Source organism: Nocardiopsis terrae, from assembly GCF_014651695.1.
GTDB lineage: Bacteria > Actinomycetota > Actinomycetes > Streptosporangiales > Streptosporangiaceae > Nocardiopsis > Nocardiopsis terrae.
This window is the reverse complement of the sequence record NZ_BMXJ01000004.1, coordinates 206,642-224,573: the sequence shown is the minus strand read 5'-3', so window position 1 is coordinate 224,573 and position 17,932 is coordinate 206,642. Positions and strand designations below refer to the sequence as shown.

Here is a 17,932-nt window from a genome sequence, read left to right as displayed (position 1 = left end):
GGCGGGGCCGGCGAACAGCTGGTTCCGGGTACCAGTACGTTTCCCCAAACTAGCTTGACGTGTTCTCCTGTGCACGGCCGCAGGCGTCTGCGCGCACGGACTCACTCCGGAAAGCGGCATTCGACGCGAATCCTCACCGTGTCAGCGAGCCGCTCAGCAGATCGTTCAGCTGGGTCACGGTCGGGTGCCCCGGCCCGTGCAGCCGCACCAGGTCCTCGCGCAGGTCGTGCAGGGTGTGTTCAGCGTCCTCGTGGCGGCCCGCCGTCAGCTCCAGCAGACCGATCTGCCGACGCAGCTCCAGTGGCCGGTGATCGTCGTGCCCGTAGACGTCGACCTCGTCGTCGAGCAGCTCGGACAGGATCGACAGGGCGGCGCCGGTCTGGCCGGAAAGCGCGTGGCAGGTGGCGTTCTGCAGGCGGCAGCGGAAGGCCAGGCTCTGGTTCTCCTCGCCCTCCAGCCCTTCCAGGTCCTCCACCAGCCCCGCGTAGACCGGTGCGGCCCCGCGGAAGTTCCCGCCTTCGAACAGCACGTTCGCCCAGTCCATCCGGAGCCGAACCGTGTCCGGGTCGGTCGGCCCGAACGAGGCGGTCGCGGAGGAGACCGCCTCCCGCAGGGTCTGCGCGGCCTGCTGGTAACGGGCGGAGCTGCCCAGCTCCGCCGCCTCGTCCCGGGTGCGCTCAAGGTCCCTGCGGCTCAGGGGAAGGGCATCGACCGTGCTCTCGGGGGCCCGGTCCGCAGTGGTTTCGGGGGCGGTCACCGGCGCGCTGTTCCTGCCTGGGGCGCCCTCGGGGACACCGGTGGACGCGCCGGTGTCCCCGGACCCGGACACCCGGGCCACCGCGGCCCCGTACATCCGGTGCGGGCTGGGCAGGTGCGGCGGGTTCAGCTCCCCCGGAACGTGTTCCAGGCCGGTGGCGAAGCCGATCAGCCGCGCGTACACCTGGTCGGCGTCGTCCGGGCGGTCCTCCGGGCGCTTCTCCAACAGCGCGGAGACGACCTCCGCCAGCTCCGCGGGGACGTCCGGCCGCAACCGGCGCACCCCCGTAGGGGCCTCGTTCACCTGTTTGGACGCCAGGGCGAACGAGGTGGAAGCGGTGAACACCCGCTGCCCGGTGAGCATCTCGTGCAGGGTGCAGCCCAGCGCGTACAGGTCGCTCAACGGGGTACTCGACCCGGCCAGGAGCTGTTCCGGAGCCATGTACGCGGGCGTCCCCGGGGTGTGGCCGGTCCGGGTGATCTGCGACACGTCCGTACGGTCCAGCGCGACCGCCAACCCGAAGTCGAGGACCTTCACGGTCCCCTCCCGTTCCAGCATCATGTTGGCTGGTTTCAGGTCCCGGTGCACCAGCGAGGCGCCGTGCGCCGCGGACAGCACCGAGCACACCTGCGCGGCGATGCAGGACGCCCACCCGACGGAGAGTCGCCCCTGCTCGGAGATCAGGTCGTGCAGACCGATCCCGTGCACGCGCTGCATCACCAGGTAGTGGTGTCCGTCCTCGGAGCCCCCGTCGAACACGGCCGGGACCCCGGGGTGCTGGAGACCGGCGGTGATCCGTGACTCGCGCACGAACCGGCGGACCATGTCCGGGTCCTGCTCGCCGTCGGGCAGCCGCAGGAACTTGACCGCGATCTCCCGGTCCAGGCGGGTGTCCCGACCCACCATCACCTGGCCCATGCCGCCGCGTGCCAGCGGCGCGGTCAGTTCGTACCGGTCGGCGAGCATCCGCTTCTCGGTCCACTTCATGTATTCAGCTCCCGTGGCCTCAAGTCACCCTGCCGCAGCCCATGGTGGCCTACTCGCGCCAGCTCACCGCCCAGTCCGGCGAGTTCGCGCAGCAACTCCTCCACCCGCCGGAGGCGGTGCGCCGCAGCGCTGTGGGCGCGTTGCTCCTGCGGGGAGAGCACGGGCAGGGACACCGCCCGCACGTCCAGGCGTCCGCTGGAGGTGCGGTGGAGGGCAGCGGCTGCCGACGCCAGGGCCCCGGCGAGGAACTCCGGATCCACACCGTCCGCCACCGGTCTCAGGAGCAGCAGCCGGGGACCCAGCGCGGCCCTCTCCCCGTTCTGCCCGGCCTCCTCAGCGATCACGCGGGTGGGGGCTTCGCGCACGGTGTCGGCGACCACCACGTCCCCTGGACGGATACGTACGAGCCCGGGGATCTCCGAGCACAGACCGCTGGGCGGTCGGCCCTCCCTCAGATCCCGTGCGGTGAGTGCCGGGATCGTCCCCGCGTCCGCGGCCATCGCCAGCGGGGCCCGGTGCAGTTCCACCAGCCCCGCGTCGATCAGTTCGCCCAGCGTGGTCCGCGCCGTCTCGGTGTCCGGGGGGTCCAGCGCGAGCCCCCGGGTCAGGGAGCGGGCCTGCTCCAGGGAAGCGGACAGCTCGGCCAGCAGGGGCGGGTAGAGGACGGCGGCCCGGCCGGCGCGCGCGGACTCCAGGTGTCGTGCGGGACGCAGGTCCGCGTCCCCGTCGAGGAGGTCGACGACGTCGACGCAGGTCCAGTCCCGGCCGTCCCGGCCCTCGGGAAGGCGCCCGGACGCGAAGGACTCCCACACCCGGACCGACTCCCCGGCGTCAGCCCCGCGCCCGACCAGCAGCAGCCGCTCCTGGGTTTCGACGCCTTCCTCGGGTCGGACCATGACCCACAGGTGGTGGGCGGCCGCCTCACCTTCGGAGGGGACCTCCAGTACGGCGCGCAGCACGCCCGCCCGGAGCAGGTTCGCCCGGATGCGGCGGCCGCTGGGCCGCGAGGACACCGACGCGGGCAGCAGGACCACCGCGCGTCCCCCCTCGCGCAGCCGTGACAGGCAGTGCTGTACCCAGGCCAGCTCGCCCTCGGTCTTGGGCGGGGTGCCGTACACCCAGCGCGGATCCTCGGCCAGCTCCTCGTGTCCCCACTCCCGGTCCCGGAACGGCGGGTCGCACAGGACCGCGTCCACGGTCTCCGCAGGGTAGCCTTCGGCCTCCCCGCGAAGCGAGTCCGCCATGGATGTGCACACCAGGGCGGAGGGGTACCTCAGGTGGAGGAGGATGGTGGCGATCCGCCAGACGTGGGGGTCCTGTTCCTGCCCCTCCGCCCTGGCGGCGCCCCGGTCCAGGCAGGCGGCCAGGAGCGCGCCGGTCCCACAGGCGGGGTCGAGCACCGTGGTCCGCTCGCCGACGGCGGCCAGAGAGGCCATCCACCCGGCCACCGCGGGGTCGGTCTCCGCCCGGCCCCTCTCCCTGACCAGGCGGTGGCACAGGGCCTGGTAGTCCCGTTCGGGGTCCTGCCCCGACAGCAGTTCTCCGGCCAGTTCCCCCCACTGCCGGGGGACCCCCGGTGTGTACGGCCACACCGGGATCTCCTCGGTGAGGACCTGACCGAGGTAGGCCAGGAACTCGGCCCTGCGCACGTCCGGTACCTGGGCCCGCAGCCGCTGCCACAGCAGGTCGGCCTCGTCGGCCTCGAAGGGTTTGCCGTGCGTGCGGCACCAGTCCCGGACCTGCTCCAGGGAGAACAGCGGCTGGGACGCCGCCCCCGCCACGGGTTCGGGGAAGTCGCTGAACCGCCGCCGCCAGTTGCTCACCGCGGGCCGCTTCACCCCGGTCAGCCGGGCGATGTCGGAGGCGCCGAGCAGTGCCTGCCCGGCAGGGGGTCTGTGTTCGTTCCTGTCCTCGGTGTTCGCACCCATCAGCCCTCACCCACCCGGATTCGCTCCAGCACGCCCCGGGACCGGAGCTCGGCGACGTGCTCGGCCACCCTGCGCGGGGCGGCCCCGCCGCGCACCAGCAGTCCGGCCTCCATGTTGGTGGACACCCCGGACTGGGTGAGGTTGGCGCTGGAGACCAACAGCGCGGACCGGTCGGCCACCGCGAGTTTGGCGTGCGCCTTGGCCCCTCTGCCCTCACGCCGGCCGACCGGCCAGTGCCAGAGCCGGACCCCGTCGATCCCGGTGAAGGCCTGCCCGGGTTCGGTGCCGCCGATCGCGCCGCCCGCCCCGGCCAGGGTCTCCACCACCACCGACACCGCGACCCCGCGCGCCACGGCCTCGGCCAGCGCCTCGCGGATGTCGGTGCGGCGCCGGGCGGAGTAGGTCATCAGCACCAGCTCCGAGCGGGCCCCGGCGATCACGTCCAGCAGGGCCTGGACGGTGGAGCGCACCGGCACCGAGTGGCTGGACGGGCCGGTCCACACCGTCTCCACCGACACCTCCCCGGTGGCGGCGGCGTGCCCGGCGGCCAGCCCGCGCAGGAACGCGGCGGCCTCACCGGCGGGCACGGCGCCGGCGGCCAGCGCTGCCAGCACCGGTGCGACCGCCTCCCGGTCGCGCACGGAGCCCAGGACGGCCTGTTCGGGCCAGCCGTCGGCCACACGTGCGGCCAGCTCGCGCAGGCCCGCGTTGCCCAGGGCGGAGGAGGCCGCCCTCGCGGCCTCCTCGAAATCGGGGTCCCTCATGCTGTCGGTCACGGCAACTCAGGGTAGAGGGCCAGTCCCCGTTCCTGGTCGGCGCCGCCGACCGGCACCACGAACCGCCGGTCCAGGAACCGGTTGCCGTGCTCACAGGTGGTCTCGGAGACGAACAGGCACACGTGGCAGGCCGCCCCGTGCAGGAAGTCCGCCTGGGGCTGCGGCAGCCGCTCCGCGCACAGCGGGTCGGAGGAGCAGCGCATCGCCCCGTGCAGCGCCTGGCGCACCAGGTGCGGCAGCCGGTCGGGCTCGGCCTGGGAGACCAACCCGCCCAGGGTGCCCTCGGAGTCGGGGACGGCGGTGTAGATGAGGATGCCGCCGCGCGGGTCCTCCTCGCTCCCGGCGTAGATCTTCTCGGACAGGCTGGCCGCGTTGTACCCGCAGTCCAGCGCGATCGCCCAGATCAGCAGGTGCGACAGGGTGTGCAGGGCGATGTAGCGCTCTCCCGGCCAGTGCCGCATCGGCTCGAACCCGGAGCCGACCCGGTCCGAGTACCGCTTCTCCCGGAAGGTGCCGTAGGCCTTCCGGTGCAGGTGCATGGCGGTGCTGTCGGCGACCCGCTTCTCCCAGGCGGAGAGCAGTTCGTCCGACACCCGCAGGAAGATGCCCTCGCCGCGCACCTCGCTGGCGGGCAGCCAGGCGGGGTCCTCACGGGACAGGCGGACGGTCTCCACCATGGTGGGGTCGTCCTTGTCCGGGGAGTCCAGGCGGGTGAACGCGGTCAGCACCCGCACCTCCCGGAGCCGTTCCACCTGCACCACGTCGGTGAAGACCCCCCTCAGCTCCTCGGGGACCCCGCCGTCCAGGCGGCGCAGCGCGAAGTCGGGTGTGGGCTCGTGGGACTCGGGGGAGGAGAACGCCTCCCACTCGGCGGTGCGCAGGTCGGGGTAGCTCTCCGCCCCCTCGCCCTTGGGCTGCTCCCCTTCGAGCACCGCACGGTGGCGCTCCGCGGCCTCGTGCACCGTGTCGTCGTCCCACTTGCCGAAGTGGTCGCGCATCGGCGGCGCGAACTGGCGCAGGACCGCGTACTGGTCCTTGGGGGTGTCCTTGAGCATGTCCCAGTACTGCTCGACGAGGTTGTCCAGCTCGGTGGTGCCCGCACCGGACGGCACGGCCAGGGCCGACAGCATCTGGGAGAACCACTGGTTGGAGGCGCCCAGCACCAGCACCTTGGGGGCCTTCCCGCAGCCGCCGGGTTCGAACAGCTGCAGGTGCGGGTGGCGGCCCCGGCAGCGCGGCAGACTCTCCAGGCCGCGGTCACCGCTGGCGTCGCGCATGTTGCGGTGCTCGCCGCAGTTGACACACGTCAGTTCGACGTTCGCGCCGACGTTACCGCCGCGGTCCTCCATCCGCAGCTTGGGGTGCGAGGCCTTGGGGCAGTCCGCGCCCTTGTGCACGAACAGCGAGTAGGGGAACTCGTCCAGGTGCCCGGAGGTACAGGCCAGTACGAAGCGCGCGGGGACCGCGAGCGGCTTCTTCCCCTTGTGCTTGCCGACGTTGTGCGTGAACCTCGCCTCGTGCGGCCTGCGCGGGTTCGCGTTCTCGAACGCCAGCATGTCCGAGTCCAGGGGGACCAGGTCGTCGCAGGACGTGCAGCGGAAGTTCGACGGGAACGGCGTGGTGGGCACCCCCACCCGGGCAGCGGGCCCGCCCGGATCCCGGTCCGTCCCCTCGGTCCACGGTGCGGGCCGCAGCTCCTCCACCTTCCGGTTGCCGGGGAGCTTGCGCAGCTCCTCCAGCAGACGGGGTTCGTTGATCCGCTCCCACCCGTAGGCGTGGGTGTGGTTCCAGTCGTCCAGCCCGCGCACCAGCACCGCGAAGTTGGGCAGGTCCACCAGGGCGCCCACCCCGCTGGTGAACATCAGGTGGCTGGGCCGGACCGCGCCGACCCGGCGCCGGTGTGTCTCCTCGCGCATCAACCCTGCTCCTTCCCCGCCCCGGCGCCGGCCGGGGTCTCCTCCGCCTGTTCGCCGTCCTGTTCGCCGTCCCGCTCGCTCGGCGGGGCGAACGACCACGGCGGGGCGTTCAGCAGCGGCTGGAAGAAGTCGCCGCCGCCGGACACCAGCAGGTTGATCTCGTTCTCGGTCTCCCGCATGGACATACCGACGGTGGTCTCGCTCCAGGAACCCTCACCCGGTTTGGTGAGCAGCCCGCGCAGTTGCCGCTGGGACTCCGTGGAGCGCTCGTAGCCCAGCGGGGTCGAACCCGCCCGGACCTGCTTCCAGTGGTCGCGCAGGCTGTTGATCCGCTCGGACAGGTAGTCGCGCCCGCGCTCACCGGCCACGTGCTCGGCCCGGTCGAGCATCCGGGTGATGATCTCCTCCACCACGGGCCCGTCCAGGTCCACGTCGTGGGCGTCGCCGTTGCGGGAGTGCTCCTCCACCGCGTTGCGCACCGCCGCCACGAACATCGCGGCGGTGCCCCGGTCCAGGGAGCGCCGGGTGAACGGGGTGACGCTGAGCGCCTCCACCTGCCGGTAGAAGGTGGCGTGGTAGTACCCGAAGTCCTCGTAGTGGGCGAGGTCGCGCGGCCGCGTCCAGTTGTACAGGGTCACCACCAGGCCGGGCCGGGCGGCGTCACGGCCGACCCGGGAGGAGGCCTGGATGTACTCGGCGGTGTTCTTGGGCTGGCCGGTGACGACCATCAGCCCGAACCGCGAGACGTCCACGCCCACCTGGAGCATGGAGGTGGCCAGCACCGCGTCCACCGGGGCGCGGCTGTCCCTGGCCCGTTCCTCACGGCGCCGGGACAGCGGGTGCGGCTGCACGTTGGCGGCCGAGGACGCCCGCGACCTGCGCGCCTCGTGGGCCGCGCGCAGGTCCGCGAAGACGGCCCGGCGGCGGTCGGAGGTGTCCAGTTCGGGGTCGAACCCCACCTCCAGCCGCTTGAGCACGTCACTGATGTCCGCCGAGGAGATACGCGAGGTCAGCTCCTGGAGGTTGAACATCCCGGACCTGGTCAGCCGGTTGCGCATCCCCCGCTCGGTGCCGTGCCTGCGCACCCGCACGGTCACGTCGTCGTCCATGTACCGGCGCATGCCCGCCAGCTCACGGGTGGCGTTGAAGTAGCCGACCATGGTCATGTACGGGTCGGCCGGGGCGCCGTGGGTGTCGAACAGGTGCTGCCCGGCCAGCGCGAGGATCTCCGCGAGCCGGATCTCCGCCTGCTTGAGCCGCACCCCGTGCGCGCACACGCCCAGGTAGCGGCGTCCCGGGTTCTCCTCGGTGATCGGCACCTGGGTGGAGAAGAACGTGTCGGTCACCTCCGTCACCTGCGGCGGGAAGATCTGCAGGTCCCGGCCGAACACCCCGCGCACCTGGTCGCCGGCGCGCTTGGTGGTGGCGGTGGAGGCCACGATCTTGGGCGCGGTGCGCCTGCCCGACGGGGTGGTCCAGGAGGTCAGTTCGTCCACGGCGGCCTCGAACAGGCCCACGGTGGTGCCCAGCGCGCCCGAGATCAGGTGCAGCTCGTCCTGGATGATCAGGTCCGGCGGCCGCAGCCTCGGCACCGGGCGGCTCTCCGTCTTCGGGAGCTGCCCCTTGGCGTTGTGACGGCCCCGGCAGCCGGTCTTGGCGTCCAGGTCGCTGTGCCGGAAACCGTGCCGGGGGCAGTACTGGGCCACCCGGCCGAACAGCATGCCCGCGAACCCGCGCCAGGGCAGCTGGGCCAGCTTGTCCACGGTGGCGATGAGCAGGCTGGGGGTGTACCGGTAGATCTCCTCGTCCACGGTGAGGATCGGCAGACCCTCGGCGGACCGGGTCCGGGAGAACGGGCAGGCGTGGTCGCCCTCGCCGTTGGCGCAGAACAGCAGCACCCGGCGGTTGTCGGGCCGCGGGTCCAGGTCCCGGTGGGCCTGGAGTTTGGTGCCGCACCACGGGCAGGACAGGGTCTGGAGCACGTTGACGTAGTCGCCGCGCCCCCGCTCGCGCGCGGAGGAGATCTGCTTCTCCGCCTCGTCGAACCAGTTGGGGGAGACCCCGCCGCCGACCCACAGGCCGATCCGGAAGGGCTCCTCGCCCCAGGTGCCAGGGTCCTCGACCCGCTGCACCTCGGCCGCGCACACCAGGGCCGCGGCCCGCTGGAACTGCTGGGCGGTGAGCAGCCGCAGGGTGTAGCGCATCAGCACCGCCACCCCGGCCAGGCCGCTGCGGGCGTCCGCGCCGCTGCCCACGATCTTCTGGAGGCGGCGGATCGCGAACGTGAACGCGGTCAGCCCCAGGTAGGCCTCGGTCTTGCCGCCACCGGTGGGGAAGAACAGCAGGTCCACGGTGGCCTGCGGGGAGGCGGCCCGCTCGTCGTGGTCGGGGTCGGCGATCGAGGGCAGGTTGAGCAGTACGAACGCCAACTGGAAGGGGCGCCAGGACGCGGCGGAGGCACCGCGCTGCCGGACCTGTTCCTGTGCTGCGGCGTAGGACACCTCGGGGTCCTCGCGCAGCCGCGAGATCTCGCTGTGGCGGCGCTGGTCGGCCATGGCCCGGTTGGCGAACCGGAAGGCCTGCAGCGCTTCGGTGTGGCGGGGGAGCGCGGGGTCGGTGAGGAGCTCGATCCCGGCGCGGATGCGCTCGGCGGCCCGGCGGGCCTTGAACACGGCCGTCTCGGCGGTCTCCCGCAGTGCTTCGGGCAGGTCGGGGATGACTGACTCCCGGCCGTCCAGCCAGGCGGAGTAGCCGTCGGCGAGCGGGGACAGCCCGGCGCGGAGGGTCTCGGGGGTGGTGTCGGCGGAGGCCAGCACGTCCATGGACAGCTCGGCCGAGGCCAGCGCCGAACCCGCGCCCACCGCCGCGGTGGTGGCGGGCACGTCGTGGTGGGGGAGCCAGGTGGTGGCGAGCCGGTGCGCACGGCGTACCTGCTCGTCCACTTCGGCGTGTACGGCCACGTTGCGGCCGTCGGCGTACTTGAGCTGGTCCCGGTACAGGAGCCGCAGGTGCAGTTCCTCGGTGTCGGTGGTGACCGGGTCGGTGTCGGTGAGGGGGTCGTCCACCGGCAGGAACACGGGGGAGGCCCCGTCCAGGGCGGTGACCGAGAGCTCGGCCTGGAACAGCCACACGGTGTCCCCGTTGGGGTGCACGGGGATGCGGTTGTTGACCAGGTTCAGTTCGACCGTGCGCCGGTCGCCGTTCTCGCGGACGGTGACGTTGAGGTAGACGCAGGAGGTGTCGGGGTCCGGGTCGGTCAGCCCGATCCGGTCGTCCGGCTCGTCGTCCAGCCGGACCTCCTTCTCGAACTCCTTGTGTTCGCGCGTCCAGGCGCGGCGGGTCTTGCCCTCGTCCTCCAGGACGGCGGTGCGGGTGTACTCACCCCAGGTCGCGCGGACGGTGACGGCGCCGGTGTCGGCGGGTACGGAGAAGGACAGCCCCATGGTGGAGGCCCACATGTGCCCGAGGTTCTGCGGGGTGACGACGTCGGGGGCTTCTCCGGAGCCTTCGCCGTGCGCGGTGCCCTCGACCCCGTTCTCGGTGTCCATCACCTGGTCGGCGGCGTCCCGGACGGAGGTGGGGGTCTGGTGGCGCGGGCCGAGCATGCCCACGAGGTAGCGCTCCCGGGGGCCGGAGTAGCGGCGGGGGAGTTCCTCGGCGGGCCCGTCCCAGGGGCCGAGGAGGTCGCGCGAGACCAGGTTCTGGAGCTCTCCGCGCACCTCGAAGGAGGAGGCGTCGACGAACTCCTGGGGCTGGTCGAGGGAAGCGATTGCGGCGGCGTCCCGGGCGGCCTGGAGTTCGGCCTTGGTGGGCTTCTTGCTGGTGGGGGAGCCCTTGGGGGTGGTGTCCAGGGAGGTCTGTTCGCCGTTGGGGTTGTCGAAGAGGGCGTCGTCAGCCATCAGAAGAGAGTCCCTTCGTCGCTGGAAGCCTTGCGCTTGGACTTCTTCTTGTCGTGCAGGCCTTGGGCGACCTCTTCGGCGTAGCGCTCGTGGTTCAGTTCGAGCAGGCTGTCGAGGACCTCGCGTTGCGCGGCCGGGCCGATGGTGTAGCGAGTCTCGCGGCCTACTGGGTGGAATCCGTGATCGAGCCCGCCGACAGCTTCGATGCGCTCCTCCCAGCCGTACGCACGGATGGTGGCCTCGTCGATCGCGCGGTGGATTGCGCGGAGCTCCTGGATGTCAGGGTCATTGCACTCAGGGTCGAAGACCAGGTTGTAGGTCTTGGTGAGCCCGGAGTCGCGCGAGAGCATCACGTCGCGGCGATAGGTGTCGAGTCGGTCGCCGAGATCGCGGAGTTCCTGAGTGAGCTCAGGCATCGCGAAAGTCTCGAAGACGTCTGAGGGTGTGTAGCGCAAGTCAGTTTTCATGGTTGAGCCATAAGTTTTGGCCCACCAATAATGGGGTGTGCTTGATAGTACTGCCAAAATGGCAGTGCTGCTGCTTGCGAATACAATAAGGCCATGTCCGAATACTTGTCCAGTTGGAACGATTGCTGGTATTGCCGTCCTTGTGTGGCTCGTTAGAACGATTGCTCTATCTTTTCCGGATATCGCATTTTCGAGCCCTTTGGCGTAGTCTCCATACTGCCACCAACGTTCCCTTCGTGCCTTCCTGTTGTTTTTGTCTCGCTCGGGCTTCACTCTTTCTAGGATCTGCTTGTAGCACTGTGGGTACGATTTCGCTTCCCGCTCTTCCCAGTCGCGAAAATTAATTACCCACCTGCTTGCTGAGAAATCGGGTTGGCTGGTTATGTCCTGGCCGCTGGGGAAGGGAAAGATTACATCTTTGTAGCGCTCCTCAGACCTTATTAGATTCTGTGCCTCGCTGGGATCTAGGGTGAACCCCATGCCGAGGACGAATGACCCCTTGAAGGCTATCTGCTTATTTTCGATAAGGCGATATGGGTTCCCGCTGGTTCGGCCTGCTGGCTCAAGTGATGGGGAAATCTCTGAAGTTGGGATGCCATCTGATATCACTGGCACGCCTTCGGTTAGTCTTGGCTTGCTAATCCAGACAGCACAATACTCGAGACTGGCTGATTTGGCGGGCCACGGTGCGCTCTTGATTGATTTTCGGATGGTTGATCCGCTGTCGATGATCTGATCGAGACTAACTTCTCGTGTGTCGCCTTGTGCGAGTGTGTTGGTTCCGATTAGTGCAATCTGCCCGCCTTCTCCTGGAATTTCATGCATTCTTAGTGCAAAGTAGCCAACAAGGTCAGAGTTGCCCTTTTTTCCTTGAGCAATTTCCAAAGATAGAAGATTGCGGTAGGGGGTGCCGGTGGCGATGCTGATCTTTGATCCGCCAAGGAATGGTGGGTTGCCGATTACGGCATTAAACCCACCGTTTTCATATGCTTCAGGAAATGCTAGTGGCCAGTGTATTGGCTTTCGCTCAAATGCTCCCTCCGGGCGTTCGCAGTTCAGCCATTTTTTGGCCTGCGTTAGGGCCTTGGCTTCGTTGTTGTCTAGATTGCTGGCTAGCTCTACGGCTTCGGCAGATCCCCGGTCCAGGCCCCGATCTCCCTGGCTCGAGTTCGCTAGAGCTGCTCCGACCGTCAAGTCAGCCAAGAGGCGTACTCTCCCTGTGGCCAGCTCGGCTTCGCCTAGTACCGAACGTTTTCGGTCCAAGCCCTCTAGTGTTGTGCCATCGATGCTTGTCAGCTCGCTACGCGACTTTGCGACCCGGGAGACTAGTTCCCTGATCCCGGATGTGAAGTCAATCAGCGCATTGTCATCGCTATGTAGCTTGCGACCCTGTTTCGGGTCCATGTGCATGTACTCAAGCTGCTCAAGGGAGGTGATCCCGAGCAGCGAGTCACCAGCAGCCAGCCGGTCATCAAGGAACGTAAACGGCCGCTCCGGGTCCATCGAGACCAGCCACAGCGACAGCTTCGCCATCTCCACTGCCATCGGGTTGATGTCCACCCCGTACAGGCAATGCTCGATGACCTGTCGCCGCGCCTCGATGACAACCTTGTCGTCATCCGCCCGAAGCCCGTCCTTGGGCGGGGTGTATCCGGCGACCCGCTCGTCACCCTCTCGCACCCACGCCTCGATCAGTCGGTCACCCAGGTAACGTGCGGCCGCCACCAGGAAGGCCGCCGAACCCACGGCGATGTCGGCGACCTTCAGCGCGAGAATCTCCTGGCTGCTCTTCAGCTTCCATTCACCCGTGTCGGCCGTCTGCAAGGGCCCTGGTTCGTAGACCAGCGGCTCCAGCGCGCCCTCCACGACCTCCTCGGCAAGGAACCTCGGCGTGTAGTGCGTGCCGGTGTTCTTACGCAGAGAGGAGTCGGTGACGTACAGCTCGCCCGATCGGATCACCAGCGGCAGCCCGCGCAGGTCCGAGCGGATGATCCCGAAGAACGGCAGCAGTCGTTCTACCAGCTCTTCTTCGCGGGGGAGTACTCCGCGCAGCTTCTTACGGGCTTCTTCCTCTTCCACCCGGTTCATCGGGGCCAGGCGCTTGGCGAGCTGGTTCTTGGTCCCGATCTTGGAGTCCTTGTACTTGACGGCCAGCTCGGCCGCCAGCGGCTCCACGTCGGTGTGCCGCGCCGCCAGTTCCTCCAGCTCGCGCAGCTGCACCTCCTCCTCGGAGCCTTCCTTGCCGATGAGCCCGACCACGAGGTCCTCGGCACGGAAGCCGTCGAAGGACAGCAGACCCTCGTACACGTAACCGATCTGCTCCACGTCCAGAGCGCGGAAGGTCAGCTTGCGAAGCTCCGCGGACTTTCCACGCCCCACCCGCACGTACTGCACGGCCTTGAGCATGTGCAGCACGGTGCGGTCGTCGATGTCCAGCGGCATCCACGGGAAGGTCTCGGGGTTGAACAGCGACCCGTCGAGCGGGTGCATCCTCAGCCGGGGGTGGTCTACCCCGCCGTAGACGGCGTTGAACAGCGCCAGCAGCCGGTGCCAGGCCGCGGTGGTCCGTTCCAGGTCATCCTCGGTGCCTTCACGCGCCTGCTCGTTCAACTCCTGGTAGAGGCCGCCCGCCGAGTACGCACGCGCGTACAGGTCGTTGTCGGAGGGCAGCAGCCCGCGCTCCTCTGCGAAGAGCAGGAACACCACCCGCATCATCACCGAGACCGAACCCCGGTAGACCTCGTGCGCGGACACTCCGCTCAGGTCTCGGTCCCCGCGCTCACGCGCCCGGGTGTCGGCCCGGCCGATCGCGGCGACCAGCAGCTCCACCGCCTGGCGGACCTGCACGCCCAGCGCCTCGGTGACCTCCTCCTGGGAGTCCATGCTCTGGGCCAGTAGCTTGTCCAGCCGCTCCTCCTCCGGAACCCCGAAGAAGCGTCGCCGGTTGAGCAGCGAGTAGAAGGCCCGCAGCACGTCGCGCTCGGCGGAGTCGGTCCACAGCGAGGCGTCGAAGACCGCGGTGGTGGTGACCCCGCCCTGGGGCGCCCACACCAGCACCCACCAGCGGCCGTCGGTGGCCAGCCCGAGCTCCACACCGTGGTGGCGGCACAGCTGCGCCAGCCGGTCCGCGGGGGTGGCCGACCAGGACTCGTCCTTGATCCGCTGCTGCGGAGACTGCCCGGCCGGGCAGACCAGCCCGAGCAGCCGGACGCGGTCGGCCTCGACCTCACCCGCCCCGGCACCGGGCTCGGTGAGCACGAACGACGGCTCCACCCGGGTGTCGTGTTCAGCGACCTCCATGGCCAGGGAGTCCAGGCCGCCGGTGCGCAGGTCCTCGCCCCAGCCGAGCAGTCCGCCCAGCACGTATCGGACCCAGGCGTCCCGCCCGGCGGCCAGGTCCTCCTGCCAGAGGGTGTGCTCCCGGCGCAGTTCCCGCCGCTGCTCCTTGTCCAGCGGGTCCAGCCCGGCGGACCACACCTGGCGCAGAACCGGCAGGGTCAGGAACGGTCCGCTGACCTCCACCAGCCCCAGCCAGTTCAGGTGCTGGTCGCGGATCAGGTCGCTGCTGCTCTGCTGACCTCGGCTGCGCTTGCCACTGAGGGGCTGGGCGCTCATCGGACTGCCTCCTTGCGGGGAACGACGAAGACGACGGCGACGGGGAAGGTGTGCGGGTCTTTCTGCGAGTAGCGCTGCTCGATAGCCGCCAACTCGCGCTCGCGCTCCCCGTCCAGGGCCGCCAGCCTCGTTTCCCAGTTCATCCGGTCCTTGCGGTACTGTTCGCGCTCTTCCTTGGTCTGGGTGACGGAGCGCTCGCTGAACAGCGCGTTCTCGTCCGCTTCCTCGTCCGAGGACAGTGCCTCGCGCAGGGTCGACGCGAACTGGTCCAGGACACTGGTCACCCTGGCGCGCTCGTTCTCCTCGCGCTCCTTCAACACGCGTAGCAACGACTTCTCACGTGTGTCGGCACGCCAGTTGATGGCGTCTTCGAGTCCCTTCCGGCCGTTGGCCCGCTCCCAGCGGTCACGGACCCTGCTCCACACCGCCTCCGACAGCGGGCGACCGTCGGTCAGGGCCTTGTTGAGGATGCCGCCCAGGGTGGTGAGGTTCTCCAGGCGGCGGAAGCGCCCGTTCTCCGGCAGCCAGCCGCCCGAGTGCAGCACCTCCTCGTGCAGGCGCAGCCCGTCCGCGCCCACCAGCACGAACCGCGAGTAGGCGCCGACCAGCACGTCGTCCAGCTCGGGGTCGTCGCTGACCACGGCGGTCACCCGGTTGAGCCCCACCCGGTCGTTGGACACCGCGGTGCGCAGCAGGCCGATGGAGCGGGCCACCAGCGGGTGGTTGAGGTGGGCGAGCACCACGTCGTCGCGGCCCTGGACGTCGTCCGCGTCGAAGGTCACCGGGAGCTGCCTGGGCACGGCGTCCCTGGGAGCGTCCGCCGACAGCTTCTCGGTCAGCCCCGCGGTGGTGTGCACCCAGGAGCCGGTGAGGGCGGGCACCTGGTACAGGCCCTCGGTGAAGCGCTCCTCGTCCTCGTCCACGTGCGGGACCAGCGCGGGCTGGTGCGCCAGCTCCAGGGCGGTGTCCACCACCCGCTTGACCCGCTGCGGGGTGATGGCCAGCGACTCGACCGTCTCGTCCAGGTTGCGGCGCAGGCGGCGCACCTGATCGCGCAGGTTGGAGTTGGAGGGCACCCGGCCCTTGGTACCGGCCTTCGAGGTCTCGGCGTCCAGGTCGGCCTTCTGACCGAGCATCCGGCGCTGCACGGCGTCGGAGATGACCGCGTTGACCGACCCCAGGTCCTCCTCCATCCGGGCGACCTTGGTGGCGACCCGGGACAGGAACTCCAGGTCGGCCTCGAAGGAGTCGGTGGACTTCTCCCAGCCGGTACCGACGAAGTGGAAGACCTCGGGGTTCTCGGTCTGCCCGTACCGGTCGATCCGGCCGATCCGCTGCTCCAGCTTGTTCGGGTTGAACGGGATGTCGTAGTTGACCAGCCGGTAGCAGTGCCGCTGGAGGTCGATGCCCTCGCTGGCGGCGTCGGTGGCCAGCAGGATGCGCAGCGGGTGCTCGCCCGGGTCCTTCTGGAAGGCCAGCCGCAGCGACTCGCGCTCGTCGGTGCCCATCCCGCCGTGCAGTTCGGCGACGTGCTGGCCGCCCAGGCCCTGCTGGGCCAGGAGTTCGCGCAGCCAGGACTGGGTGTCGCGGTACTCGGTGAAGACCACCACGCGCTCGTTGGTCCAGAGCTTGCCGTCCGGCTTGCACACCGCCTTCAGGTAGGTGATGAGCTCACGGGCCTTGGCGTCGGGCTGGGCCTCGTGCGTCCGTGCCCAGGTGCGCATCTGCTCCAGCAGCGACTGCTCGTCCTCGTCCGCGTCGGGCTGGAGGGGGCGGCTGCGGTCCAGGGCGTCGTCCTCGGCCTCGGCCAGCTCCTCGTCGTCGTAGGTGGCCGTCTCATCCCAGAAGTCGTCCATCCACTCCGGGACCTCGTCGAGGTCGGCTTCGATGGCCCCGGGGCCGGCCGAACGCGAACGCAGGGTCTCGGCGTAGACCTCGACGGTGTGCAGGAAGGCCGCCGGGCTGGAGAAGAGGCGCTTCTTCAGCAGCAGGGTGACCAGGTCGGTGGCGCGCTTGCCCTTCCTGGTGGTGAGCTTGGTCCGGCGCAGCTGCGCGAAGCGGGTGAGCAGGGTGTGGATCTCCCGCTCCGCCTCCGGGTAGCTGACCGGGAGTTCGCGGGTGACGCGCTCCCGGAAGCGCGGGCTGCCGTCGGGGTTCTCGACCTCGCGCTTGAGGCGGCGCACCACCGTGTCCTCGATCGCGGAGCGGTCCGGTTCCACCCCGCGGGCGAACCGCTGGTCGTCCAGGATCTCCAGCAGGGCGGTGAAGGACTGCTGGTAGCCGTTGTGCGGGGTCGCGGACAGGAACAGCCGGTGGGTGAAGTGCGGGGCCAGCCAGCGGATCAGCTTGGTCTGCTGGGAGTCCACCGCGTACACCTGTTTGGGGGCTGCCGGGGCCACGTGGTGGGCCTCGTCCAGGATGAGCAGGTCGAAGGTGCGCGGGTAGCTGGGGCCGCCGGTGGGCAGGACCTCGCGGAGCAGCCGCTGGGCCTTGGCGCCGCGCAGCCACGGCAGGCTGACGATGGCCAGCGGGTGGACGTTGAAGGGGTTCGCGGTGCTGCCGTAGTCCCGGCGCACCTGCGCGGCCTGCTCGGAGTTGACGATGGTGAAGTCGAGGCCGAACTTCTCGGCCATCTCGTCCTTCCACTTCAGCGTCAACCCGGCCGGGCACACGATCATGATCCGCTGGGTGCGGTTGCGCAGCAGCAGCTCCTGGGTGACCAGCCCGGCCTCGATGGTCTTGCCGAGCCCGACGTCGTCGGCCAGGAGCAGGTTCACGCGCGGGGCGCCGATCGCCCGGGAGACCGGTTCGAGCTGGTAGTCCTCGATGGCGACGCCGGACCGGAAGGGTGCCTGGAGGTTGCGCACGTCCGCGGAGGTGACGGCCGACCAGCGCACCGCGTCCAGGAAGGCCGCGAGCTGTCCGGGCTGGTCGGGCACGATGCCGGACACGTCGGGCAGGGATCCGCTGGGCAGGAGTCTGCGGCCGGGTTCGAGCTCCCACAGGACGTCGAGGGTCTCGCCGTAGCGGCCCTCCTGGATGCTCTGGAGGGTGACCACGGTGAAGGAGTCGCCGGGTTCGATCCCGCTCACGACCCACTTCTGGCCGCGTACCTCGACAAGCGCACTCGGTTGGGGGAGCTCGTCGGTCGTTGTGGGCATTCTTGGACTACCTCGCGCCTGTCAGGGGGCATGGGAGGCGCGGCCCGAAGTGCCGGAGTGGCTGTCCGGACGGGCCTTCGCCGTGTAGGGATAACGCTAGAGCCGACGGGGGGATCCGTCGATCACTGAGACTCTATTGTTAACCCGGTTCACATGCAACGAAGGTAGCTTGCCCTCAAGGCCCGCGACTGGCGGGTCTTCGGGCCAGGACGGCCCCGGAGGTCGCGGGGTTTACCCGGCGTGAGGACTGGCGGAGAGGTTAGGTCCAAGGTCCCGAAAACGGTGGTCCGCGCTCCCGGGCAGGTGGTCGGCATCTGTGATGGCGCTCTTCGACTTCTGCAGGTCCGGGCCGGAAGACAAGACCCTGCAGGGCTTGTCCCTGAGCGTCCGGACTGACGCCCTGGCCGGTCCGCGGAAGAGGCGCCG

Annotated in this window: 7 protein-coding genes; all 7 read right to left on the bottom strand. The window is 69.6% G+C overall.

All coding sequences use genetic code 11. The features are described 5' to 3' along the window. Positions 1 to 133: 133 nt before the first annotated feature. From IE195_RS12485 to drmD, 7 genes are read right to left on the bottom strand one after another with little or no spacing between them, the layout of a single operon-like run. Positions 134 to 1,744 (bottom strand): serine/threonine-protein kinase, encoded by a 1,611-nt coding sequence (locus IE195_RS12485; protein ID WP_191270909.1) that lies wholly within the window; start codon positions 1,742 to 1,744, stop codon positions 134 to 136. Beyond that, positions 1,741 to 3,672: an HsdM family class I SAM-dependent methyltransferase gene (locus IE195_RS12480; RefSeq protein ID WP_191270907.1), complete on the bottom strand. Its 1,932-nt coding sequence runs from the start codon at positions 3,670 to 3,672 to the stop codon at positions 1,741 to 1,743. Before IE195_RS12480 ends, IE195_RS12485 begins: the two co-directional genes overlap by 4 nt. Next, positions 3,672 to 4,448, bottom strand: a complete 777-nt coding sequence (gene drmC / locus IE195_RS12475) for a DISARM system phospholipase D-like protein DrmC (RefSeq protein ID WP_229826183.1) — start codon at positions 4,446 to 4,448, stop codon at positions 3,672 to 3,674. The genes IE195_RS12480 and drmC overlap by 1 nt, the downstream gene beginning before the upstream one ends. Next, a complete protein-coding gene (gene drmB / locus IE195_RS12470; RefSeq protein ID WP_191270905.1) occupies positions 4,445 to 6,364 on the bottom strand; it encodes an MrfA Zn-binding domain-containing protein in 1,920 nt (639 codons plus the stop codon). Before drmB ends, drmC begins: the two co-directional genes overlap by 4 nt. Further along, the gene (gene drmA, locus IE195_RS12465; RefSeq protein WP_191270904.1) at positions 6,364 to 10,263 is read right to left on the bottom strand and encodes a DISARM system helicase DrmA; all 3,900 of its coding nucleotides are present in this window, start codon (positions 10,261 to 10,263) and stop codon (positions 6,364 to 6,366) included. The genes drmB and drmA overlap by 1 nt, the downstream gene beginning before the upstream one ends. Continuing rightward, the gene (locus IE195_RS12460; RefSeq protein ID WP_191270903.1) at positions 10,263 to 14,345 is read right to left on the bottom strand and encodes an Eco57I restriction-modification methylase domain-containing protein; all 4,083 of its coding nucleotides are present in this window, start codon (positions 14,343 to 14,345) and stop codon (positions 10,263 to 10,265) included. Before IE195_RS12460 ends, drmA begins: the two co-directional genes overlap by 1 nt. Further along, positions 14,342 to 17,506, bottom strand: coding sequence for a DISARM system SNF2-like helicase DrmD (gene drmD / locus IE195_RS12455; RefSeq protein ID WP_191270901.1), 3,165 nt, complete (start codon positions 17,504 to 17,506; stop codon positions 14,342 to 14,344). Before drmD ends, IE195_RS12460 begins: the two co-directional genes overlap by 4 nt. Positions 17,507 to 17,932: the final 426 nt, after the last annotated feature.